The following is a 24,397-nucleotide window of genomic DNA, read 5'->3' as shown; positions in this document are numbered from 1 at the left end:
AACCTGGTTATACCGCGGATGCACCACCGACGATCTCGGTGAGTTCCTGAGTAATGCTGGCCTGACGAGCTTTGTTGTATACCAACTGCAGCTCTTTAATCAGGCTGCCGCCATTGTCGGTCGCGGCTTTCATCGCCACCATACGTGCGGCCTGCTCGCTGGCCAGGTTTTCTACAACACCCTGATAAACCTGTGATTCAACGTAACGACGCAGCAGGGTATCCAGCAGCGGTTTCGGATCAGGTTCATACAGGTAATCCCAGGCTTTTTGCTTCAGCTCGTCATCTTCTGATGCCGGTAAAGGCAACATTTGAGTGAGCGTTGGAACCTGAGACATCGTGTTAATAAATTTGTTGCTGACAACATACAGTCTGTCCAGACGACCTTCATCGTAGGCCTGCAACATCACTTTAACCGGACCGATCAGTTCGGACAGGGACGGGTTATCACCCATACCGGTCACCTGAGCGACAATGTTGCCACCCACGGAGTTAAAGAAAGAAACGCCCTTAGAGCCGATCATTGCGATATCGCACTGAACGCCTTTTTCGGACCATGCTTTCATATCCGCCAGCAGTTTTTTGAACAGGTTAATGTTCAAGCCGCCGCACAGACCACGGTCGGTCGACACCACCAGGTAGCCCACGCGCTTAACGTCGCGTTCTTCCAGGTAAGGGTGCTTATATTCCAGATTACCGTTCGCAAGGTGACCAATCACTTTGCGCATGGTATCTGCATAAGGACGGCTGGCCGCCATGCGATCCTGCGATTTACGCATTTTGGAAGCGGCGACCATCTCCATCGCTTTAGTGATCTTTTGCGTGTTCTGGACGCTTGCGATCTTACTACGTATCTCTTTTGCGCCGGCCATGAGCTTCTCCTCAATGCCAGGCGGCTTGTCGTGAGACAAGCCGCCGGACGATTACCAGGACTGGGTTGCTTTGAAGGAATCGAGGATAGCTTTCAGCTTGCCTTCGATTTCGTCGTTATAGCCACCGGTCTGGTTGATCTCTTGCATCAGCGGAGCGTGATCACGGTCGACGTAAGCCAGCAGCGCGGCTTCAAAGCTACCGATTTTCGCCAGTTCCACATCTTCGAGGTAACCGCGTTCAGCCGCGAACAGCACCAGGCCCTGCTGAGCAACAGACATTGGCGCGTACTGTTTCTGCTTCAGCAGCTCGGTCACTTTCTGACCGTGGCTCAGCTGTTTACGGGTTGCTTCGTCCAGATCGGATGCGAACTGAGAGAACGCAGCCAGTTCACGATACTGTGCCAGCGCGGTACGGATACCACCGGACAGTTTCTTGATGATCTTGGTCTGAGCAGCACCACCAACACGGGATACGGAGATACCCGGGTTAACTGCCGGACGAATACCGGAGTTAAACAGGTTGGTTTCCAGGAAGATCTGACCATCGGTAATGGAGATTACGTTGGTCGGAACGAACGCAGAAACGTCACCCGCCTGGGTTTCAATGATCGGCAGAGCCGTCAGAGAGCCCGTTTGACCCTTCACTTCACCTTTGGTGAAGTTCTCGACGTATTCCGCGTTAACGCGGGAAGCACGCTCCAGCAGACGAGAGTGGAGGTAGAATACGTCGCCCGGGAATGCTTCACGTCCAGGTGGACGACGGAGCAGCAGGGAAACCTGACGATAAGCAACAGCCTGTTTAGACAGGTCATCGTATACGATCAGCGCATCTTCACCGCGGTCACGGAAGTATTCGCCCATTGCGCAACCGGCGTATGGCGCCAGGTATTGCAGTGCAGCAGATTCAGAAGCGGTCGCCACAACAACGATGGTGTTAGCCAGCGCGCCGTGCTCTTCCAGTTTACGAACCACGTTGGAAATGGTGGACGCTTTCTGGCCGATAGCCACGTACACACATTTGATGCCGGAGTCACGCTGGTTGATGATGGCGTCGATTGCCATCGCGGTTTTACCGGTCTGACGGTCACCGATGATCAGTTCACGCTGACCACGACCGATTGGGATCATGGCATCAACGGACTTATAACCAGTCTGCACTGGCTGATCAACGGACTGACGGTCGATAACGCCCGGTGCGATAACTTCGATTGGGGAGAAGCCATCGTGCTCAACCGGACCTTTACCGTCGATTGGCGCACCCAGGGTGTTAACTACGCGACCCAGCAGGCCACGGCCAACCGGCACTTCCAGAATACGGCCAGTACACTTAACCTTCATGCCTTCGGCGAGGTCAGCGTATGGACCCATCACAACTGCACCTACGGAGTCGCGCTCCAGGTTCAGTGCGATAGCGTAACGGTTACCCGGCAGGGAAATCATCTCACCCTGCATACAATCGGCCAGGCCGTGGATGCGGATAACACCGTCACTTACAGAAACAATAGTACCTTCGTTATGAGCTTCACTCACAACATTGAACTGAGCAATGCGCTGCTTGATCAGTTCGCTGATTTCGGTGGAATTCAGTTGCATGCTCCAGTCCCCTTAAGACTGCAAGACGTCTGCAAGGCGTTCAAGACGGCCGCGTACGCTGCCATCAATGACCATATCACCCGAGCGGATGATTACGCCTGCCATTACAGACTTATCGATTTTGCAATTCAGCTTAACTTTGCGTGACAGACGTTTTTCCATCGCGGCGGTGATTTTCGCAAGCTGTTCGGTACTGAGTTCAGTCGCAGAAGTCACTTCGACTTCGGCAGTCGCTTCACTCAGCGCACGTAAGTGCTCAAACTGCTCGAGAACATCCGGGAGCACACGGAGACGACCATTTTCAGCCATAACCTTAATCAGGTTCTGGCCATTGGCATCCAGTTGCTCTCCGCACACGGCGATAAACGACGCGGCGAGGGTATCAGGCGCTAATGCACCAGACAGCAACTCGGCCATTTGTTCGTTTTTCGTCACCTCAGCGGCAAACGCCAGCATATCCTGCCAGCGATCGACATTTTGGTGTTCGACAGCAAAGTCAAAAGCTGCTTTGGCGTAGGGGCGAGCTACCGTAACAAATTCAGACATCAGCCCCTCCCTCCTTACAGTTCAGCGACAAGTTTGTCCACGATGTCGCTGTTAGCAGCTTCATCCACGGAACGTTCGATGATCTTCTCGGCGCCAGCAACAGCCAGAATCGCAACCTGCTTACGCAGTTCTTCACGAGCACGTTTACGCTCAGCTTCAATTTCAGCCTGAGCCTGTGTCACGATCTTAGTACGTTCCTGTTCTGCTTCAGCTTTGGCTTCGTCCAGGATCTGAGAACGGCGTTTGTTAGCCTGTTCAATGATTACCTGAGCTTCAGCTTTCGCTTTTTTCAGCTGGTCTGTCGCGTTGGCCTGTGCAAGGTCCAAATCTTTCTTAGCGCGTTCTGCGGAAGCCAGACCGTCAGCAATTTCTTTCTGACGTTTTTCGATGGCAGCCATTAAAGGCGGCCATACATACTTCATGCAGAACCAGACAAAGAGAATAAACGCGATGGCCTGGCCGAGGATTGTTGCGTTCATGTTCACAGCACAATACCTCTTTAATTTCTGTGGCTTGGGGTTTTAAAACTACTACTACGCGACAGCAAACATCACGTACAGACCCAGACCTACAGCGATCATTGGGATTGCATCCACCAGACCCATAACGATAAAGAACTGAGTACGCAGCAGAGGAATCAGATCAGGTTGACGCGCTGCGCCTTCCAGGAATTTGCCCCCGAGGATGCCGATACCGATCGCAGCACCGATAGCCGCCAGACCCATCATCACAGCGGCAGCCATGTACAGCAGATCCATATTCAGGTTTTCCATGACAGTCTCCAGTTTGTTTCAATTAAAACGTAGTAGTGTTGGTAAAAAATCAGTGCTCTTCAGACGCCATCGACAGATAGACGATCGTCAGAACCATGAAGATAAAGGCTTGCAGCGTAATGATCAGGATGTGGAAAATGGCCCATGGCACATTCAGAATCCACTGTGACCACCACGGCAGAAGACCCGCGATCAGAATGAAAATCAGCTCACCCGCATACATGTTGCCGAACAGTCGCAGACCCAGTGAAACAGGTTTGGACAGCAGGCTAACGCCTTCCAGGATCAGGTTGACCGGAATAAACGCCCAGTGGTTGAACGGCTGCAAGGTAAGCTCTTTCACAAAGCCGCTTACGCCTTTCATTTTGATGCTGTAGAAAAGAATCAGGATAAACACGCCCAGTGCCATCGACAGGGTGATGTTCACGTCCGCAGACGGTACAACACGCAGCGCAGGCAGGCCGAAGATGTGCTCGCCGATGAACGGCAGCAGGTCAATTGGCAGCAGGTCCATCAGGTTCATCAGGAAGACCCAAACGAACACGGTCAGGGCCAGCGGAGCAATCAGCTTGCTCTTGCCATGGTACATGTCTTTCACGCTGCCATGGACGAAGCCGATGATCATTTCGACGAAGGTCTGGAATTTCCCTGGTACACCGCTGGTCGCTCGTTTAGCAACACCGCGGAACATGGCCAGGAACAGAAGACCCAAAACCACCGAGAAGAACATGGAGTCGATGTTGATCGTCCAGAAGGTGGCCGGGGGGTTATGTGGATCCACCAGCGAGAATGTACGCAGGTCCAGCTGAAGGTTATTCAGATGGTGACCTATGTAATCCTGCGGCGTCATATTTTCTGAAGCCATGATGCCTTTTACCCTTTGTTATTGATTACAGCTGGAGCCAGAACTTGTACCACCAGCACCAAAACCCACGTTGCTATCAGCGGCATGAATACCACTTTCAAAACCGCCAGCGCCATCACCAGTAGAGCAAAGGTCAGCAACACCTTACACACTTCGCCGAGGGCGAAGGACCAGGCCACGCGGCCTTTGGCGGGTGTATGCGCCTGATGACGCCAGGCAAAAATCATAAACAACACGTTTGGCAGAACCACCGCCAAACCCCCGCACACGGCGGAGATGCCCCAGAAGGGGTCTTTGAGGCTAAACAGCAGTCCACTTGCTATCACAGCCAGAAACTGAATGAACAGAAGCTTACGAGCAACGTTTCTACTCAAGAGCGACACAGACATCACGTTTTTACTCCTGCTCCCTTCGAGGTATGCCGCGTGTCGTATAAAACGTCCTTTAAGGCTCAGAGTCAAGCATCAAAAAGCGGTCAAATTATACGGTGCGCACCCGTGATTTCAAACATTAAGTAGCGAAAAGGTGAATAAATGTTTAAATATTTTTCCCCGCCGCTGTTTTTCAACTTTTGGCGTCCGCGTTGACCTTCAGGCAAAACTGCAAACAGCGCGAAAACGTTGGCGAGAAAGCGTGCACGAGATCACAAAATGCACATTTACGATAAGGTTGTATTTATCAAAGACGTAAATCTGATTATTTCATCCTTATGAAATTAAAGACAAAATATCGCAACTATTTTCAAAACAACCCTGTATACAACAAAAACCTTTTATTGACATTCTTAATAAAAATTTAACATTGCTTTCTTGTTGCCGCTTTTCACTTTTAGCAGGCTGATATTTTCGCAGTTGATTATCTTGACGGTGAACAATAACCGCAACGTTAACTACAAGAAAACCCATGGTAACAACAAGGTTAAATTTAGCTCAGAATAATCCCCGGAAATGCGCTGCTTTTTAACACAACAAGAACAGCACAAATTCCCAATTTTTTATTTAATTTTTAAAAATTGTTTGGCTTAAGAATCACCAGATGACGCTCACCTTCAAGGTGTGGGACCTGTAATTTTTCAATTGATTCCACGGCAAACCCTTCCGGGAGCTGCTCAATTTCGTCCTCAGGGACGAGTCCTTTCAGGGCATAAAAACGCCCTTCCTTCGCAGGCAGATGCTTACACCAGCTCACCATATCGTTGAGCGAGGCAAATGCACGGCTAATCACCCCATCAAACGGTGGCTCTGCCGGGAACGCTTCTACCCTGCTCTGGACGGGAGTGATGTTTTCAAGCTTCAGCTCGTGCTGAACCTGGCGCAAGAAGCGAATACGTTTTCCGAGGCTGTCCAGCAGTGTGAAATGGCTCTCAGGACGAACAATCGACAGCGGAACGCCCGGTAAACCAGGTCCTGTACCCACGTCGATAAAGCGCTCCCCCTTCAGATACGGCTCCACCACGATGCTATCGAGAATATGGCGTATCAGCATCTCGTTGGGATCGCGCACTGACGTCAGGTTGTACGCTTTGTTCCATTTGTTCAGCATATCGACATAGGCCACCAGCTGGTTTTTCTGGTGATCGGTGAGCGAAATACCTGCTTCATCCAGCAGACGAGAGAGTTTATTGAGCACGGTGGGTACCTGTTTAGAGATTTTTCGCCCGGTGGCGCTGCCGCTTACCGGACCTACGAATAAGTAGGGCGGGTCAGCGAAGCGCCACCCGCCAAAAACAATGTCAATTACGCGCTGCGGCGCAGCATGCCTTGCTTTTTCAGCCACACCAGCAGAATCGAAATCGCGGCAGGTGTGACGCCGGAGATACGGGAAGCCTGGCCGATCGACACAGGTTTATGATCGTTCAGCTTAGCGATCACTTCGTTGGAAAGGCCCGTTACCTGGCGGTAGTCCAGCATTTCCGGCAGCAGCGTGTTTTCGTTGCGCTGCTGTTTTTCGATCTCATCTTGCTGACGCGCGATATAACCTTCGTATTTCACCTGGATTTCGACCTGCTCGGCCGCTTCAGCGTCTTCCAGGCCCGGCGCGAACGCGGTCAGTTTGACCAGGTTCTCGTAGGTCACTTCAGGGCGACGCAGCAGATCTTCGCCGCTGGCTTCACGTGACAGCGGCGCTGTTAAGTGAGCATTCACTTCGGCAGCGGTTTCCGCCTGTGGATTCACCCAGGTGGTTTTCAGGCGCTGACGTTCCTGCTCAATGCGTTCCAGCTTCTCGTTAAAACGCGCCCAGCGTTCGTCATCCACCAGACCCAGCTCGCGGCCCATTTCGGTCAGACGGAGGTCGGCGTTGTCTTCGCGCAGCATCAGGCGATATTCCGCGCGAGAGGTAAACATACGGTACGGTTCTTTGGTACCCAGCGTGCAGAGATCGTCAACCAGCACGCCCAGATAAGCCTGGGAACGCCCCGGTGCCCAGCCCTCTTTCTCGGCAGAGAAACGGGCGGCGTTCAGACCGGCAAGCAGACCCTGCGCTGCGGCTTCTTCGTAGCCGGTCGTGCCGTTAATCTGGCCCGCGAAGAACAGACCCTGAATGAATTTGCTTTCCAGGGTTGGCTTCAGGTCACGCGGATCGAAGAAATCGTACTCAATAGCGTAGCCAGGGCGAACAATTTTTGCGTTCTCCATGCCCTGCATTGAGCGAACAATTTGCATCTGTACATCGAACGGCAGGCTGGTGGAGATACCGTTCGGGTAAATTTCATTTGAGGTCAGCCCTTCCGGCTCCAGGAAGATCTGGTGCTGGTTACGATCGGCAAAGCGCATCACCTTGTCTTCGATCGACGGGCAGTAGCGCGGGCCGATACCTTCGATCACGCCAGCATACATTGGGCTACGATCGAGGTTATTGCGGATCACGTCATGGGTTTTCTCGTTGGTGTGCGTGATGTAGCACGGTACCTGCTGCGGATGCTGAGCCGCATTGCCCATGAACGAGAACACCGGCATCGGATTATCACCGTGCTGTTGCGCCAGCACGCTGAAATCAATGGTCCGCGCGTCAATACGCGGCGGTGTACCGGTTTTCAGGCGGCTGACGCGCAGCGGCAGTTCGCGCAGACGACGTGACAGTGGGATAGACGGCGGATCGCCAGCACGGCCACCGCTGTAGTTATCAAGGCCGATATGAATTTTTCCGTCCAGGAATGTCCCGACGGTCAGCACAACCGCTTTTGCGCGGAACTTGAGACCCATCTGGGTCACGGCACCCACGACACGATCGTTCTCGACGATAAGATCTTCAACAGCCTGCTGGAAGATCATCAGGTTCGGCTGGTTCTCCAGCGCAGTGCGCACAGCCTGGCGGTAAAGCACGCGGTCTGCCTGTGCACGGGTCGCACGAACAGCAGGCCCTTTACTCGCGTTTAGTATCCTAAACTGGATGCCAGCATGATCGATCGCTTTCGCCATCAGGCCGCCAAGTGCATCCACTTCTTTTACCAGGTGTCCTTTCCCAATGCCGCCAATCGCCGGATTACAGGACATTTGTCCCAGCGTGTCGATATTGTGTGTCAAAAGCAGGGTCTGCTGACCCATTCGCGCTGCGGCCATTGCGGCCTCAGTGCCTGCATGACCCCCGCCAATGATGATGACGTCAAAAGGATCCTGATAAAACATGGTGGTCTGCCTCGCGTAAAGCGGTATGAAAATGGATTGAAGCCCGGGCCGTGGATTCTACTCAACTTTAGTCTTTCGAGAAAGCATTGGGATCCTGGGCTATTAAAAAGAAGATCTTTTTATTTAGAGATCTGTTCTATTGTGATCTCTTATTAGGATCGCGGTCTGTTGTGGATAAGTCCGATCCGGCAAATAAGATCATCAGGTTAGGAAGGATCGTTTGCTGTGAATGATCGGTGATCCTGAAACGTATAAGCTGGGATCAGATCGCGACTTTATACACAGGCCAAAAACATCACCAGAGTTGTTCTTTGGATAACTACGGGTTAATACGAGCTTTTAACCAGAGTTATCCACATCTGTTCGCACGATCTTTAATCGTTTTTGAGTAAATTTTTCCAATCTGCTAGCCAGATCTCAGCCGGATCTTCCGGAATGTCGTGATCGAGGATGTTGATCTTGAGCGTTTCACCCAGCTGTTTTGCTCCACACGCGGTGACAGCGGCTTCAACTTTCTCTATGGCACCGCAGAAGGTGTCATATTCACGACTGCCGATCCCCACCGCGCCAAAACGGACGTTTGACAGGTCAGGCTGTTGTTCCAGCAGTTCGTCATATAAAGGTTGCAGATTATCCGGGAGATCGCCCGCGCCGTGCGTGGAGGTAATCAGCAGCCAGACCCCGTCAGCCGGGAGATCTTCAAGTAACGGCCCGTGCAAGGTTTCTGTCGAAAAGCCTGCATCTTCCAGCTTTTCAGCCAGATGTTCCGCCACGTATTCCGCACCGCCAAGGGTGCTGCCACTGATAAGGGTAATGTCCGCCATTGATCGCTCGCTCAGATAAAGAGGCGATCATTGTACGCTGTGAGCGAGCTGGGATCTACCTGTGGAAAATGTGGGTATGAGTTTGCCCGATCAGGGGCGGATGGTACGCATGATCGGGTTTTGCAGGGAGATCAGCGTCTCGGTGGACTGAATTTCATCGATTGTTTGGATCTTGTTGATAAGTACCTGCTGGAGGGCATCGATGGATCGGCACATTACCTTTATAAAGATGCTGTAATGCCCGGTGGTGTAGTACGCCTCGGTGACTTCATCCAGCGCGTTCAGCTTCGCCAGCGCGGACGGGTAGTCTTTTGCGCTTTTAAGAATGATGCCGATAAAGCAGCAGACGTCATAACCCAGCTGCTTTGGGCTGACGTCAATGCGCGCGCCGGTAATGATCCCCCCCTGTTTCATCTTCTCTACACGAACGTGAATCGTCCCAGGGCTGACGCCAAATTGTTTCGCCAGTTCGGCGTAGGCGGTGCGTGCATTGGCCATTAAGGCCTCGAGGATGCCGCGGTCCAGATTGTCGATCTGATAATTTTCCATAGCTTTTTCTTATGAAGATTAATGAATCACTCTATTCTAGCGTCTTATTTTAACGAATCAAAAGTGAAGTTGGCTTTTTGTTGATGTGTTATTGAATTAAGTGCCGGTTCTGTTGCTTAATCAGTACCAACAGGACGCAGGAGTATAAATAATGAAAACCGCTTACATTGCAAAACAACGCCAGATCAGTTTCGTTAAATCCCATTTTTCCCGCCAGCTGGAAGAGAAGCTTGGCCTGATTGAAGTTCAGGCGCCAATTCTCAGCCGCGTGGGTGACGGGACGCAGGATAACTTGTCTGGATGCGAAAAAGCGGTACAGGTGAAAGTGAAAACACTGCCAGACGCCCAGTTCGAAGTGGTTCATTCCCTGGCGAAATGGAAGCGTCAAACTCTGGGGCAACACGACTTCAGCGCGGGCGAAGGGCTTTACACGCACATGAAAGCCCTTCGTCCCGACGAAGACCGCCTCACCCCAATTCACTCCGTCTACGTTGACCAGTGGGACTGGGAGCGCGTGATGGGTGACGGCGAGCGCCACGTTGGCACGCTGAAATCTACCGTTGAAGCGATCTACGCCGGAATCAAAGCCACCGAAGCGGCAGTGAGCAAAGAGTTTGGACTGGCACCGTTCCTGCCGGAAACGATCCACTTTGTTCACAGTCAGGAACTGCTGAGCCGCTTCCCGGGTCTGGATGCCAAAGGTCGTGAACGTGCGATTGCTAAAGAGTTAGGTGCTGTGTTCCTGATCGGGATCGGCGGGAAATTGTCTGACGGCAAACGTCACGACGTCCGTGCGCCGGACTACGACGACTGGAGCACTGCAGGTGAATCTGAATTTGCCGGTCTGAATGGTGATATTCTGGTCTGGAACCCGGTTCTGGAAGATGCCTTTGAGCTCTCTTCTATGGGGATCCGCGTGGATGCGGAGGCGCTGAAGCGCCAGCTGGCGGTTACTGGTGATGAAGATCGCCTCAAATTAGAGTGGCACCAGGCGCTGCTGCGCGGTGAAATGCCGCAGACCATCGGCGGCGGTATCGGACAGTCCCGTCTGACCATGCTGCTGCTTCAACTGCCACATATCGGTCAGGTGCAGTGTGGCGTATGGCCGCAGCAGGTACGTGAAAGCGTCGGTTCTCTTCTTTAATTAACGCCGCCAGCGTCTGAGCAGACGGCTACGCAGCCCGGTATCAAAGCGCCAGATATGATCGAAGATGCGCATGATGCCGGGTTTTCCATGCGCGGACATCGCTACGGCATGGAACCGGTGCTGGTGCACCCGCTGTAACTCCTTCACTTTATTCACCACGTCATCCGGCAGCCGCTGGGCGATGAAATCGGAAATCACTACCGCATCGGCGTCGTACCAGTCACCACCCTGCATACGCTCCACAATGCTGCGAAAACAGCTGGCCAGATCGGTACCGCCGCGAAAACGCTGGCTCAAAAAGCGGATCGCCTGCTCGATCCCCTGCTGGTTCGTCAATTCATAGCCCACCACCTCGCTGGAGAACAGCATGATGAAGCAGCGGCGCCGATCGGCGAGCGCGACGCGCATCAGCGCCAGGCAGAACGCCTTCGCGCACTGCTCGTTAAACCCGCCCATCGATCCGGACGTATCCACGCAGACAATAAAAGGCCCGCGGGGCTGCTCATCAAAGTCCTGATGAACCACTGGGCGCTGGCTTACCTTCTCGCGCCAGGATTCCCCATGCAGTCGATAGGTGAGGAGCTGCTTTTCCACCAGCCGACGATAGAACTCATATTCCAGCTCGGTCATCCCCAGCGTGCTTAGCTCGGTCGGCAGCAGGCGTAAGATGTCGTCGCTTTGCTGCAATCCATCCACCTGCTCAGGCACGGTGGCCGGTTCGCGGACCAGCGTGCGGAAGGTTTCCATCGGCGCGTCTTTCTTTGGGACCGATTTTGCCTCCCGCGAGCGGCCAAGCTGCTCCGCAAGCTTCATCAGCTCGGGCTGCTGCGTGAGAAAGTCGCCGTACTTCACGATCAGCTGGTAGTCCCCGCGCTTCAGCTGCCCGGCGCTCATGTCCCAGAGGCGTCCGGCGGCGTTTTCATTTTCTACCAGCACCTCTTCAAGCTGGCCGCTCAGCGTCATACGCTCCTGAACTTCGCTGAGCAGCTGTTCACGCTCTTCATCCAGCAACTGCTGGTTCAGCGTTGTGGCCTGAACCACCAGGCTAAGCCGCCAGCGCTGTAAAAACAGGGTATGCAGCGCGGGGGTAAAGGTGGCGTTATCCGTAACCAGCGCCCGCGCCTGGCTGGCAAACGGAGAGTGGACTTTATCAAGCAGCGTAAGGGTTTGCGGTAGCTGGACGATAAACTGCGGTGTCGACAGCCGTTGGCACTGCTGATAGCTGGCGACCTCCTCCGTCAATTCAGGCGGAACTTCCGTCTCCTTAAACCGCTGGCGAAGGTTATCGCGCCAGCGTGGGAGATCGTCGGTCATCGCCTTTTTGAGCCTGGGGAATTTTTCAAAGAAAGCCGCCAACTGCGGAGAGGCCAGAAGGGTAATGACTACCTCTTCAATCAACCCTTCCTCGCTGACTGCCAGCATCACGTTGAGCGTGTCCAGCGTTAGCATTGACGCGCCTGTTTGATCTGCGCGCTGACGTCCTGCAGGCTGGCTTCGATACGACCTAACCAGTCGCTATGAATAAAGAGGCATTTTTGCTGCTCGCTGAAGCGCGTGTGCTGCTGGTGCCATTCCGTATCCAGCGCTTCCAGCTGCTGCTTGATCTCTTCCGGCACGCTATCCGAAGCGGTGCCCGGCAGCGCCAGACGCGAACCTTGCAGGCTGACATCGCGGATCACCAGATGCTGGCTGCTATCCACTTCCATCGTCAGCGGCTGGGCAAAACCAATACCGTTGAGTTTGCCGCGGATCTCACCGGCCTTATCGAGCCACTGCGCCAGCGTTTCGCGCTCAATCGTAATGTGGACCACCTGCATATCGTGCAGTTTGAGCGGCTGCTGGAGCAGCAGCGTGAGCGTCGTACCAGTCAGATCGGCAGGAAGCTCATAGTGCGGTTTGCGGGCGAACATGCCGCCAAGGCGATTCACTTTCAGCGCGGTTTTATCACTTTGCTGCTGCTGAAGCTGGATGCGCCGCTGGGCAATCGCCCCCAGTTGGTTGAGCATCGCCTGCTGCCCCCAGGCGTGTCCGGTCATCAATATTTCAAGCTGCTGCTGCATCAAATTCATCCCTTCGGCATCGTGCCACAGACAGTCTTTTAGCAGGATGAGATCGATTGGCGCAACGGCATCACGACCGCTGAACAAGGCGCTGGCCTGCAACAGACGGATCGCTTTTTTCCAGCGACGGTCAGAGACGTAAGGTGCAGCAGGCAGCAAATCAAGCTGTTGGCGCAGCATGAAGATCAGCTCAAAGACCGCGTCGGGCAGGGTGATTTTGCCGATGTCCTGTTGCCACTGGTGATACTCCTCATCGGTGACCTGCAGCGAAGCAGACACCGGATTCTCGTTCTCATCCTGCTGGCTTATCAGCAGGGAGCGGAAATTTGATTTATCCTGCACTTTGTCCAGCCACAGGCGGATCAACATGCGGTCATACAGCGCTTCCAGGCTGCTGTCGGCTTCAGGCAGTTCGTTGGAGGCCGCCACCAGCAGGCGCATCGGGATTTTCTCTTCGCTGGCACCGTTGCGGAACCGGCGTTCGTTAATCGCCGTCAGCAGGGTGTTCAGAATAGCCGGCCCTGCTTTCCAGATCTCATCAAGAAAGACAATTTCAGCCTCTGGCAGATACCCCGCCGTCAAACGCTCATAGCGCCCTTCATCTTTCAGCGCCTGAATGGAGAGCGGGCCAAACACTTCTTCGGGGGTGGAAAAGCGGGTCATGAGATATTCGAAGGCGCGGGCGTTCTGAAAAGCAAACTTGAGCCTGCGGGCAATCAGGCTTTTGGCAATGCCCGGTGGACCCAGCAAAAACACGCTTTCACCGCTCAATGCCGCCAGTAGACAGAGGCGAATGGCGTGGCTACGCTCGTAAAGGCCTTTCTCCAGCGCGCTGCTAAGGCGGGAAATTCTTTCTGCTAATAAGTGTGAGTGAGCCATAATAGTTTTGCATCCTTTCGCCGTCGTGGCGGCCAATTGAAGCGAGTATAGACGTTTCGGTCAGGGCTGGTAATAGACTGAAGTGCGGCGCAATTTACTTTGCGCTACATTAATGCGGTTGCATTTAGGGGTACGATTTTGCAGTGAATCGTGCATACTGTGCGCTTTTTGTGGGCCAAGGGACTAGGCACACATTTGTTATTTAAACGAAAAGACTAGTCTATGAGCACTGATAATAAGCAATCGTTACCCGCAATTACGCTTGCGGCGATCGGGGTTGTCTATGGTGATATCGGCACCAGCCCGCTGTATACGCTTCGTGAATGTTTGTCCGGCCAGTTTGGGTTTGGTGTTGAACGCGATGCCGTTTTTGGTTTCCTGTCACTCATCTTCTGGCTGCTGATTCTGGTCGTTTCCGTTAAATATCTCTCTTTCGTCATGCGTGCAGATAACGCGGGCGAAGGCGGTATCCTGACGCTGATGTCCCTTGCCGGACGCAATACCTCTGCCAGAATGACGTCGGTGCTCGTGATCATCGGGCTGATTGGCGGCAGTTTCTTCTACGGGGAAGTGGTGATAACGCCCGCTATTTCGGTGCTCTCGGCGATAGAGGGCCTGGAGATTATTGCGCCACAGCTCGAAGCCTGGGTGGTTCCGCTGGCCATTATCGTTCTGACGCTGCTGTTTGTGATCCAAAAGCACGGTACCGGGCTGGTGGGGAAACTGTTTGCGCCGATTATGCTGGCCTGGTTCCTGATCCTGGCTGCGCTTGGATTGCGCAGCATTATCGCGAACCCGGAAGTGCTGCATGCGCTGAACCCTTACTGGGCGGTGCATTTCTTCCTCGAATATAAAGTGGTTTCCTTCGTGGCGTTGGGTGCCGTCGTGCTCTCCATTACCGGTGTGGAAGCACTGTATGCTGACATGGGGCACTTCGGGAAACTGCCTATCCGCGTGGCATGGTTTATTGTGGTGCTGCCGTCGCTGGTGCTGAACTACTTCGGCCAGGGCGCGCTGCTACTTACAAACCCAGAGGCGATTAAGAACCCGTTCTTCCTGCTGGCGCCGGACTGGGCGCTGGTGCCGATGCTGATCCTGGCGACGCTGGCGACCGTCATTGCCTCTCAGGCGGTGATTTCTGGCGTGTTTTCTCTGACGCGCCAGGCCGTGCGCCTGGGTTATCTCTCACCGATGCGCATCATCCATACCTCGGAGATGGAGTCCGGCCAGATCTACATTCCTTTCATTAACTGGCTGCTCTATTTTGCGGTGGTGATCGTCATCGTTAGCTTCGAGCACTCCAGTAACCTGGCGGCGGCGTACGGTATTGCCGTGACCGGTACGATGGTGCTGACCTCGATTCTCTCCACCACGGTGGCGTACCGTAACTGGCACTGGAATAAACTCCTCGTGGCGATGATTCTTGTGGGCTTCCTGTGCATCGACGTGCCGCTGTTCTCTGCGAACCTCGACAAGATAGTGTCCGGTGGCTGGCTGCCGCTGACGTTGGGTCTGGTGATGTTCATTGTCATGACCACCTGGAAAAGCGAGCGTTTCCGCCTGCTGCGCCGCATGCATGAGCACGGGAATTCTCTTGAGGCGATGATCGCTTCTCTGGAGAAATCCCCGCCGGTGCGCGTGCCGGGTACCGCGGTATATATGTCTCGAGCATTGAACGTGATTCCGTTCGCGCTGATGCATAACCTCAAGCACAACAAAGTGCTGCACGAGCGGGTGATCCTGCTGACGCTGCGCACCGAGGATGCGCCGTATGTCCACAACGTGCGCCGCGTGCAGATTGAGCAGCTGTCGCCGACTTTCTGGCGCGTGGTGGCAAGCTACGGCTGGCGCGAAACGCCGAACGTGGAAGAGGTGTTCCACCGCTGCGGTCTGGAAGGGCTGAGCTGCCGGATGATGGAGACGTCGTTCTTTATGTCGCACGAGTCGCTAATCATCGGCAAGCGCCCGTGGTATCTGCGCCTGCGTGGCAAGCTGTACCTCATCCTGCAGCGTAACGCCCTGCGCGCGCCTGACCAGTTTGAGATCCCGCCTAACCGCGTGATTGAACTGGGAACGCAGGTCGAGATCTAATCCCTGCTGAAAATGCCGGGTGGCGCTTCGCTTACCCGGCCTACTCACACTCAATATCCCCGCCTAAATTTGCTTTACATTTCATTTAGCGAAACGTTTCGACGTCGATCACAAATCTGTTACGTCATGATGGTTTTCTGAACACTCTTGCGTCTACACTATTTTTAGCGAAACGTTTCGCTAGTGGAGCAAGAAAATGAAGAAAGGCACGGTTCTCAACTCAGAAATCTCATCGGTTATTTCCCGTCTTGGGCATACCGATACGCTGGTGGTTTGCGATGCAGGCTTACCGGTTCCGCGCAGCACAACCCGTATCGATATGGCGTTAACGCAGGGTGTTCCTTCGTTTATGCAGGTACTGGAAGTCGTGACGGCGGAGATGCAGGTTGAGGCAGCCATTCTCGCGGCGGAAATCAAACAATATAATCCGCAACTCCACGAAACGTTGCTCGGCCACATTGAGCAACTGCAACAACACCAGGGAAACACCATAGAAATTCGTTACACGACGCACGAACAGTTCAAACAACAAACCGCAGACAGTCAGGCGGTGATTCGCAGCGGGGAGTGTTCCCCGTATGCGAATATCATTCTCTGTGCTGGCGTCACCTTCTGAGGCCATCATGGACGCATTACTGCAACTCAAAGGGATCGATAAGTCGTTCCCGGGCGTAAAAGCCCTCTCCGGCGCGGCGCTGAACGTCTACCCCGGGCGCGTGATGGCGCTGGTGGGTGAGAACGGCGCCGGCAAATCCACCATGATGAAAGTGCTGACCGGTATCTATCAACGCGATGCCGGCTCACTCGTCTGGCTGGGTAAAGAGACCACCTTCAACGGCCCGAAATCTTCTCAGGAAGCCGGTATTGGCATTATCCACCAGGAGCTTAACCTGATCCCGCAGCTTACCATTGCGGAGAACATCTTCCTGGGCCGCGAGTTCGTAAACCGGTTCGGCAAAATCGACTGGAAAACCATGTATGCCGAAGCGGACAAGCTGCTGGCGAAGCTGAACCTGCGCTTTAGGAGCGACCGTCTGGTGGGCGATCTCTCGATTGGCGATCAGCAGATGGTGGAAATCGCGAAGGTACTGAGCTTTGAGTCGAAGGTCATCATTATGGATGAACCGACCGATGCCCTGACCGATACCGAAACTGAATCCCTGTTCCGCGTGATCCGCGAGCTGAAATCGCAGGGGCGCGGGATTGTCTATATCTCTCACCGTATGAAAGAGATCTTCGAAATCTGCGATGACGTCACCGTCTTCCGCGACGGACAGTTTATTGCCGAGCGCGAAGTGGCGACGATGACTGAAGATTCGCTTATCGAAATGATGGTGGGACGTAAGCTGGAAGATCAGTATCCGCATCTGGATAAAGCGCCGGGTGAGATCCGCCTGAAGGTGGATAACCTCTGTGGTCCGGGCGTGAACGACGTGACCTTTACCCTGCGCCAGGGCGAGATCCTGGGCGTGGCGGGTCTGATGGGGGCCGGACGTACCGAGCTGATGAAAGTGTTGTACGGCGCACTGCCGCGTACCAGCGGTTATGTCACCCTCGACGGTCATGAAGTGGTCACTCGCTCTCCGCAGGATGGTCTGGCGAACGGCATCGTCTATATCTCCGAAGACCGTAAGCGCGACGGCCTGGTGCTGGGCATGTCGGTAAAAGAGAACATGTCCCTGACCGCGCTGCGCTATTTCAGCCACAGCGGCGGTACGCTGAAGCATAAAGACGAGCAGCAGGCAGTGAGCGATTTTATCCGCCTCTTTAACGTCAAAACCCCGTCGATGGAGCAGGCGATTGGCCTCTTATCCGGCGGGAATCAGCAAAAAGTAGCGATAGCGCGCGGGCTGATGACGCGCCCGAAAGTGTTGATCCTCGACGAGCCAACCCGCGGCGTGGACGTGGGCGCGAAGAAAGAGATCTATCAGCTGATTAACCAGTTTAAGGCCGACGGTCTGAGCATCATTCTGGTCTCTTCCGAGATGCCAGAAGTATTAGGCATGAGCGATCGCATAATCGTCATGCATGAAGGGCATCTCGGCGGTGAATTCACTCGCGAGCAGGCCACCCAGGAAGTTCTGATGGCTGCCGCTGTGGGCAAGCTTAATCGCGTGAATCAGGAGTAAGAAGATGACTACCCAGGCTGTTTCTGGTCGCCGCTATTTCACGAAGGCATGGCTGATGGAACAAAAATCGCTGATTGCCCTGCTGGTGCTGATCGCGATTGTGTCGACCATGAGCCCGAATTTCTTCACCGTTAATAACCTGTTCAATATTCTGCAGCAGACGTCGGTGAACGCCATTATGGCGGTCGGCATGACGCTGGTGATTTTGACCTCGGGTATCGATCTGTCCGTCGGTTCCCTGCTGGCGCTCACCGGTGCGATCGCCGCTTCAATTGTAGGAATTGAGGTCAACGCGCTGGTGGCCGTGGCCGCTGCCCTGGCGGCAGGCGCAGCGATTGGTGCCGTAACCGGCGTGATTGTGGCAAAAGGCCGCGTTCAGGCGTTCATCGCTACGCTGGTGATGATGCTGCTGCTGCGCGGTGTGACCATGGTGTACACCAACGGCAGCCCGGTGAATACCGGCTTTACCGATAACGCCGATCTGTTTGGCTGGTTCGGTATCGGCCGCCCGCTGGGTGTTCCTACCCCGGTCTGGATCATGGCTATCGTCTTCCTGGCGGCGTGGTACATGCTGCATCACACCCGTCTGGGCCGTTATATCTATGCGCTGGGCGGTAACGAAGCGGCAACGCGTCTGTCCGGTATCAGCGTGAATAAAGTTAAAATTATCGTTTACTCCCTGTGCGGTCTTCTGGCGTCACTGGCGGGCATCATCGAAGTGGCGCGCCTCTCTTCTGCGCAGCCGACGGCAGGTACGGGGTATGAGCTGGATGCCATTGCGGCAGTGGTTCTGGGCGGTACGAGTCTTGCGGGCGGTAAAGGTCGCATTGTTGGGACATTGATCGGCGCACTGATTCTTGGTTTCCTGAATAATGGTTTGAATTTGTTAGGTGTTTCCTCCTATTACCAGATGATCGTTAAGGCAGTGGTGATTTTGCTGGCGGTACTGGTAGACAACAAAAAACAGTAACTGACGACACTACAGGACATCTTAGATATGAACATGAAAAAACTGGCTACCCTGGTTTCTGCAGTCGCGCTGAGCGCAACCGTAAGTGCTAACGCCATGGCGAAAGATACCATCGCGCTGGTTGTCTCTACCCTGAACAACCCGTTCTTCGTCTCCCTGAAGGATGGCGCGCAGAAAGAAGCGGACAAACTGGGCTACAACCTGGTGGTGCTGGATTCACAGAACAACCCGGCGAAAGAGCTGGCGAACGTTCAGGACTTAACCGTCCGTGGCACCAAAATTCTGCTGATCAACCCAACTGATTCTGATGCCGTAGGTAACGCCGTGAAGATGGCAAACCAGGCGAAAATTCCGGTGATCACTCTGGACCGTCAGGCAACGAAAGGCGAAGTAGTGAGCCACATTGCGTCTGATAACGTGCTGGGCGGCAAAATCGCCGGTGATTACATCGCGAAGAAAGCCGGCGAAGGCGCGAAAGTTATCGAACTGCAGGGGATTGCCGGTACTTCCGCAGCCCGTGAGCGTGGTGAAGGCTTCCAGCAGGCTGTGGCGGCACACAAATTCAACGTGCTGGCGAGCCAGCCGGCAGACTTCGACCGTACTAAAGGTCTGAACGTTATGCAGAACCTGCTGACTGCGCATCCTGACGTGCAGGCCGTATTCGCGCAAAACGACGAAATGGCGCTGGGCGCGCTGCGTGCTCTGCAGACTGCAGGTAAATCTGATGTGATGGTTGTCGGATTTGACGGCACGCCGGATGGTGAAAAAGCAGTAAATGATGGCAAACTGGCTGCGACCATCGCTCAGCTGCCTGAGCAGATTGGCGCGACTGGCGTTGAAACTGCCGACAAAGTGCTGAAGGGCGAAAAAGTTCAGGCCAAATACCCGGTTGACCTGAAGCTGGTCATCAAGCAGTAAAAGGCGAATCAGGCAGTCGCTGGCTGCCTGAGGGACACCAATAAAGAAAAGTGTGGCATACGCCACCGGGTAACACCGGTGGCGCTCTCAGATGGACAACCCAACCATGAAAACCGCAGGCAACCTCGTCGTCCTTGGCAGTATCAATGCCGATCACATTCTTAACCTTGAAACCTTCCCGACACCGGGTGAAACCGTCACGGGTAACCAGTACCAGGTGGCCTTCGGCGGTAAAGGCGCAAACCAGGCCGTCGCCGCCGGACGCAGCGGGGCGAATATCGCGTTTATCGCCTGTACCGGCGATGACGATACCGGTGAGCGCGTACGCAAACAGCTGGCGAGCGACAACATTGATGTTTCGCCAGTGAGCGTAGTCGAAGGGGAATCTACGGGCGTGGCGCTGATTTTCGTCAATGCGGAAGGTGAGAATGTCATCGGTATTCATGCTGGCGCTAACGCTGCGCTGACAACGGAGCGTGTAGAAGCGCAACGTGCAATCATTAGCGGAGCCGACGCCCTGCTGATGCAGCTGGAGTCACCGGTTGAAAGCGTGTTGGCTGCCGCCAAAATTGCACATGAAAATCATACCACTGTCGTACTTAACCCGGCTCCAGCCCGTGTATTATCAGACGAGCTGCTGGCGCTGGTGGACATCATTACGCCGAACGAAACCGAAGCCGAAAAGCTGACGGGCATCCGCGTAGAAAATGATGACGATGCTGCTCGAGCCGCGGGTGCACTGCATGATAAAGGCATCGGCACCGTGATTATCACCCTTGGTAGCCGCGGGGTGTGGGTAAGTGCCAATGGCGAAGGCCGTCGCGTGCCGGGCTTTAAGGTTAAAGCCATCGATACCATTGCGGCGGGAGATACCTTTAACGGTGCGCTGGTGACGGCGCTGCTGGAAGGGAGAGCAATGGATGAGGCCATCCGCTTCGCACATGCCGCCGCCGCGATTGCGGTGACGCGTAAGGGTGCCCAGCCTTCCGTTCCGTGGCGTAAAGAGATCGATGAATTTTTAAGTCAGCAGGGGTAACGCTTGGCCACAATGAAAGATGTCGCCCGCATGGCGGGCGTTTCTACCTCGACGGTCTCTCACGTCATCAATAACGATCGCTTCGTCAGCGAGGCGATCCGGGAAAAAGTCGACGCGGCGATAAAAGAACTCAACTATGCGCCGTCGGCGCTGGCGCGCAGCCTCAAGCTTAACCAGACGCGCACCATCGGTATGCTGATCACCGCCAGTACCAACCCTTTTTATTCTGAACTTGTACGCGGCGTGGAGCGCAGCTGCTTCGAGCGTGGCTACAGCCTGGTGCTGTGCAATACCGAAGGCGATGAGCAGCGCATGAACCGCAACCTGGAAACGCTGATGCAAAAACGCGTCGACGGGCTACTGCTGCTTTGCACCGAAACGCACCAGCCCTCGAAAGAGATCATCCAGCGTTATCCTTCTATCCCAACGGTGATGATGGACTGGGCGCCGTTCGACGGCACCAGCGATCTGATTCAGGATAACTCCCTGCTGGGCGGCGATATGGCGACTCAGCACCTGATTGATAAAGGCCACACTCGCATTGCCTGTATTACGGGGCCGCTGGATAAAACTCCGGCGCGTTTGCGTCTGGAAGGGTATCTCTCGGCCATGGAACGGGCGGGGCTTGCTATTCCTGATGGCTATCGGATCACCGGTGATTTTGAATTTAACGGCGGTTTCGAGGCGATGCAGAAACTGCTGGCGCAAAAGCCGCGCCCGCAGGCGGTGTTTATTGGTAACGACGCGATGGCGTTTGGTGCCTACCAGGCGTTGTATCAGGCGGGGCTACGCGTGCCGGACGATATGGCGGTGATTGGCTACGACGATATCGAACTGGCCAGCTACATGACGCCGCCGCTGACCACGATCCATCAGCCAAAAGATGAACTGGGCGAGCTGGCCATCGATGTGTTGATTCACCGGATGGCGCAGCCCTCGTTGCAGCAGCAACGTCTGCAGCTTACTCCTGTTCTGATGGAACGCGGTTCGGTTTAGCTTTCTCTTTGTGGCGTTCTTTAATCAGGTTTCGGCCGTCTTTCGGTTTTAACAGCATAAAGACCAGTGCCGACACCACGGTGAGTGCGCCCATGGTAATAAAGGTATAGTGGAACTGCTCAACGGTATTCGCGCTGTCGAAGCCTTCATAAAACCGCAGCACCGCCGCACTCACGGCAACGCCCAGACTTATCGATAATTGCTGTGTGACGGCCAGCACGCTGTTGCCGCTGCTGGCGTTCTCGTCAGTCAGGTCGGCGAGGGTGATAGTGTTCATCGACGTGAACTGCGTCGACATCGCCATGCCCAGCACAAACAGCGGCAGGATCAGCATCCAGACCGGCAACGCGGCGGACTGTAATGAGAACTGCGCAATCATCAGCCCGATAAACACCGTCACCCCAACCAGCGTCTTACGATAGCCAAACCAGCGCAGCACCTGCGTGACGGTTGATTTTGCCAGGATCGAACCCATCGCCGTGGGGGCCATCATGCAACCAGCAATCAGGGCCGGGTAGCCGAAACCGACCTGCAGCATCAATGGCATCAGGAACGGTACGCAACCCGTCCCCAGACGTGATGCAATGTTGCCTGCTATCCCTACGGAAAACGTTCGGGTGTTAAAGAGCCCCAGGGAGATTAACGGTGTCGGGTGACGGCGCGCGTGACGTATATAAAGAAGGAATAACAGAATACCGCCGAGGATAACGGAGAGTGCCATCCACGTCGCGACGATCTTCTCGCCAAATAGCTCCATCCCGCTGGAGAACAGCACCAGGCTCAGGCCAAACAGGAAAAAGCCTCCCATGTCGAAGCTGCGTCTTGGCGTGGTGAAGTCCGGCATATATTTGCGGGCATAAAACAGGCCCGCCACACCAATCGGAATATTAATCAGGAAGATCCAGTGCCAGCTTGCCCAGGTGACAAACACCCCACCGAGTACCGGACCCAGTATCGGGCCGACAAGACCTGGCATAGTGACGAAATTCAGCACCGGGAGTAATTCGCTGCGCGGATAGGCTCGCAATAAAGCCAGACGCGCGACGGGCATCATCATCGCGCCGCCGATCCCCTGAAGCACGCGGAAGATAACCAGCTCCGTGAGGGAGGTTGAGAGCGCGCAGGCCAGAGAGCCGAGCGTGAAAAGCGTCACGGCCAGCATGAATATCTTACGGGTGCCGAAACGGTCAGCCAGCCACCCGCTCACGGGGATCAGCATCGCGACCGTCAGGGTGTAACTGATGATAGCGGACTGCATCGCCAGTGGGGAACGGTTGAGGCTTTGGGCTATCGCGGGAAGTGCGGTGTTAAGGATAGTGGCATCCAGTGCCTGCATAAAAAACGCCATGGCTGCAATCCACGGCAATCCGGCCATGCTGCGCGCTTTTTTCTTTGTCATTTAGTCACCTGCTGGTGGGTGGGTGCGGCCAGCAATGTCTGACACGCGCTCAGGGCCCGCTGCCCGTCGCTCTCCTGAATGGCGTCTACAATTGCCTGGTGCAGCTCCAGCTTCACCACTTCATCCTGGGTAATAGAGGTAAAGTAAGTGTGGTACACCGAATGGAATAATGAAGCAAAGGAGGTCAGGAATGGATTGGCGCTCATCGTATAAATATGTTCATGCCAGGCCATGTCGACTTCAACCCAGCGTTCGCGGTTAAAGTGTTTTTTCAGGTAGGCCATCTCTGCCATTAAGGTATTAAGCTGGGCTTTTTGTTCGGCAGTTCCGAGCGTGGCGGCGAGCAGACACGCCTGAGGTTCGAGGCTGCTGCGCATCACAAGAAAATGATCGACGACCTGATGGAAATTATCTTCAGTCATCCACCAGGAGAGTAGTTCCTGATCGAGGAAGTTCCAGTTTGCCTGAGGCATCACTCGCGTGCCAATGCGCGGACGCGGAAGCACCATGCCTTTTGCCGTTAACGTTTTCACAGCTTCGCGAACGGCTGTGCGGCTAACCCCAAACTGTTCTCCCAGTTCAATTTCGCCCGGCAGGATGCTACCCGGGGCATATTTACCCGCTAAAATCAGCTGAGCCAGCTTCTCTGCCAGTACATATGACAAGTTTTTTTGGGCTGCCAGCTGTTGTGCGCTTAAGGGCATCGCTTTTATTCCTTAATGATTCATGCTGATAAGTATGCCACCTCGGGTGTGATTGTGGTTGCAGATACATCAAATAGAACAATTTGTAGCTTGATTTCACCTGCGTTGGTGAAAAAAAGCACGGACAGAAACTTTTTTTAAATTTCCTCTTGTCACCTCAGAATAACTCCCTATAATGCGCCTCCACTGACACGGAACAACGGCACACACGCCGCCGGGTCAGCAGAGAAAAGCGAAAATAAACGCTTGACTCTGAAGCGGGAAAGCGTAATATGCACACCCCGCGCCGCTGCGAAAGCGAAGCGGCACTGCTCTTTAACAATTTATCAGACAATCTGTGTGGGCACTCAAAGTGACATGGATTCTTAATGTCTTCGGACAATAAATGAATACCAAGTCTCTGAGTGAACATACGTAATTC

At 54.3% G+C, this 24,397-nt stretch carries 23 protein-coding genes; 8 read left to right on the top strand and 15 right to left on the bottom strand.

Going from position 1 to position 24,397, the window contains the following annotated elements:
• Positions 1–7 precede the first annotated feature (7 nt).
• The 11 genes from atpG to asnC all read right to left on the bottom strand — a co-directional run bounded on the left by atpG (position 8) and on the right by asnC (position 9,647).
• Positions 8–871, bottom strand: coding sequence for a F0F1 ATP synthase subunit gamma (gene atpG, locus KW829_RS20220; protein WP_010426586.1), 864 nt, complete (start codon positions 869–871; stop codon positions 8–10).
• A 51-nt stretch (positions 872–922) separates the two neighbouring features.
• Positions 923–2,464 (bottom strand): F0F1 ATP synthase subunit alpha, encoded by a 1,542-nt coding sequence (gene atpA / locus KW829_RS20215; protein WP_010426588.1) that lies wholly within the window; start codon positions 2,462–2,464, stop codon positions 923–925.
• A 12-nt stretch (positions 2,465–2,476) separates the two neighbouring features.
• Entirely contained in the window at positions 2,477–3,010 is a 534-nt protein-coding gene (atpH, locus tag KW829_RS20210) for a F0F1 ATP synthase subunit delta (RefSeq protein ID WP_010426590.1), read from the bottom strand.
• A 14-nt stretch (positions 3,011–3,024) separates the two neighbouring features.
• Positions 3,025–3,495, bottom strand: coding sequence for a F0F1 ATP synthase subunit B (atpF, locus tag KW829_RS20205; RefSeq protein ID WP_003862370.1), 471 nt, complete (start codon positions 3,493–3,495; stop codon positions 3,025–3,027).
• A 48-nt stretch (positions 3,496–3,543) separates the two neighbouring features.
• Entirely contained in the window at positions 3,544–3,783 is a 240-nt protein-coding gene (gene atpE, locus KW829_RS20200; RefSeq protein ID WP_000429386.1) for a F0F1 ATP synthase subunit C, read from the bottom strand.
• 49 nt (positions 3,784–3,832) lie between these two features.
• On the bottom strand, positions 3,833–4,648 hold the full coding sequence (gene atpB / locus KW829_RS20195) for a F0F1 ATP synthase subunit A (RefSeq protein WP_100167517.1): 816 nt from the start codon (positions 4,646–4,648) through the stop codon (positions 3,833–3,835).
• A gap of 8 nt (positions 4,649–4,656) precedes the next feature.
• The gene (gene atpI / locus KW829_RS20190; protein ID WP_008500194.1) at positions 4,657–5,037 is read right to left on the bottom strand and encodes a F0F1 ATP synthase subunit I; all 381 of its coding nucleotides are present in this window, start codon (positions 5,035–5,037) and stop codon (positions 4,657–4,659) included.
• A 616-nt stretch (positions 5,038–5,653) separates the two neighbouring features.
• The gene (gene rsmG, locus KW829_RS20185; RefSeq protein WP_218308908.1) at positions 5,654–6,277 is read right to left on the bottom strand and encodes a 16S rRNA (guanine(527)-N(7))-methyltransferase RsmG; all 624 of its coding nucleotides are present in this window, start codon (positions 6,275–6,277) and stop codon (positions 5,654–5,656) included.
• Positions 6,278–6,384: 107 nt separating this feature from the next.
• Positions 6,385–8,274, bottom strand: a complete 1,890-nt coding sequence (gene mnmG, locus KW829_RS20180) for a tRNA uridine-5-carboxymethylaminomethyl(34) synthesis enzyme MnmG (RefSeq protein ID WP_010426601.1) — start codon at positions 8,272–8,274, stop codon at positions 6,385–6,387.
• A gap of 374 nt (positions 8,275–8,648) precedes the next feature.
• Positions 8,649–9,098, bottom strand: a complete 450-nt coding sequence (mioC, locus tag KW829_RS20175; RefSeq protein ID WP_089598341.1) for an FMN-binding protein MioC — start codon at positions 9,096–9,098, stop codon at positions 8,649–8,651.
• 90 nt (positions 9,099–9,188) lie between these two features.
• Entirely contained in the window at positions 9,189–9,647 is a 459-nt protein-coding gene (gene asnC / locus KW829_RS20170) for a transcriptional regulator AsnC (RefSeq protein WP_218308907.1), read from the bottom strand.
• A gap of 151 nt (positions 9,648–9,798) precedes the next feature.
• Here asnC and asnA point away from each other — a divergent pair, with 151 nt between their 5' ends.
• A complete protein-coding gene (gene asnA, locus KW829_RS20165; RefSeq protein ID WP_089598342.1) occupies positions 9,799–10,791 on the top strand; it encodes an aspartate--ammonia ligase in 993 nt (330 codons plus the stop codon).
• Here asnA and viaA read toward each other — a convergent pair whose 3' ends face one another.
• Both viaA and ravA read right to left on the bottom strand, forming a co-directional pair.
• Positions 10,792–12,243, bottom strand: a complete 1,452-nt coding sequence (gene viaA / locus KW829_RS20160) for an ATPase RavA stimulator ViaA (protein WP_042719057.1) — start codon at positions 12,241–12,243, stop codon at positions 10,792–10,794.
• Positions 12,237–13,733: an ATPase RavA gene (gene ravA / locus KW829_RS20155; RefSeq protein ID WP_218308906.1), complete on the bottom strand. Its 1,497-nt coding sequence runs from the start codon at positions 13,731–13,733 to the stop codon at positions 12,237–12,239. Before ravA ends, viaA begins: the two co-directional genes overlap by 7 nt.
• Positions 13,734–13,955: 222 nt before the next feature.
• Here ravA and kup point away from each other — a divergent pair, with 222 nt between their 5' ends.
• From kup to rbsR, 7 genes are all read left to right on the top strand, one after another.
• Complete coding sequence (kup, locus tag KW829_RS20150; RefSeq protein WP_172701403.1) at positions 13,956–15,824, top strand: low affinity potassium transporter Kup; 1,869 nt, start codon at positions 13,956–13,958, stop codon at positions 15,822–15,824.
• 196 nt (positions 15,825–16,020) lie between these two features.
• Positions 16,021–16,440, top strand: coding sequence for a D-ribose pyranase (rbsD, locus tag KW829_RS20145; RefSeq protein ID WP_218308905.1), 420 nt, complete (start codon positions 16,021–16,023; stop codon positions 16,438–16,440).
• Positions 16,441–16,447: 7 nt separating this feature from the next.
• Complete coding sequence (rbsA, locus tag KW829_RS20140; RefSeq protein WP_218308904.1) at positions 16,448–17,953, top strand: ribose ABC transporter ATP-binding protein RbsA; 1,506 nt, start codon at positions 16,448–16,450, stop codon at positions 17,951–17,953.
• A 4-nt stretch (positions 17,954–17,957) separates the two neighbouring features.
• Positions 17,958–18,923 carry a ribose ABC transporter permease gene (gene rbsC, locus KW829_RS20135; RefSeq protein WP_006808742.1) on the top strand — a complete coding sequence of 322 codons (966 nt, stop codon included), beginning with the start codon at positions 17,958–17,960 and terminating at the stop codon, positions 18,921–18,923.
• A 27-nt stretch (positions 18,924–18,950) separates the two neighbouring features.
• Entirely contained in the window at positions 18,951–19,841 is an 891-nt protein-coding gene (gene rbsB / locus KW829_RS20130) for a ribose ABC transporter substrate-binding protein RbsB (RefSeq protein WP_010426610.1), read from the top strand.
• 106 nt (positions 19,842–19,947) lie between these two features.
• A complete protein-coding gene (rbsK, locus tag KW829_RS20125; RefSeq protein WP_089598353.1) occupies positions 19,948–20,877 on the top strand; it encodes a ribokinase in 930 nt (309 codons plus the stop codon).
• A gap of 3 nt (positions 20,878–20,880) precedes the next feature.
• Positions 20,881–21,873: a ribose operon transcriptional repressor RbsR gene (rbsR, locus tag KW829_RS20120; RefSeq protein ID WP_108417221.1), complete on the top strand. Its 993-nt coding sequence runs from the start codon at positions 20,881–20,883 to the stop codon at positions 21,871–21,873.
• On the opposite strand, the gene mdtD is transcribed toward rbsR, so the two are convergent.
• Positions 21,839–23,272 (bottom strand): multidrug transporter subunit MdtD, encoded by a 1,434-nt coding sequence (gene mdtD / locus KW829_RS20115; RefSeq protein ID WP_010426613.1) that lies wholly within the window; start codon positions 23,270–23,272, stop codon positions 21,839–21,841. The two genes, rbsR and mdtD, sit on opposite strands and share 35 nt — an antisense overlap.
• Positions 23,269–23,976 carry a FadR/GntR family transcriptional regulator gene (locus KW829_RS20110; protein ID WP_010426614.1) on the bottom strand — a complete coding sequence of 236 codons (708 nt, stop codon included), beginning with the start codon at positions 23,974–23,976 and terminating at the stop codon, positions 23,269–23,271. Before KW829_RS20110 ends, mdtD begins: the two co-directional genes overlap by 4 nt.
• Positions 23,977–24,397: the final 421 nt, after the last annotated feature.

It is taken from the genome of Enterobacter sp. ENT02 (assembly GCF_019219165.1).
GTDB lineage: Bacteria > Pseudomonadota > Gammaproteobacteria > Enterobacterales > Enterobacteriaceae > Enterobacter > Enterobacter mori.
Note: the sequence above shows the minus strand (reverse complement) of the source record. Positions and strands in the feature narration are given on the sequence as shown.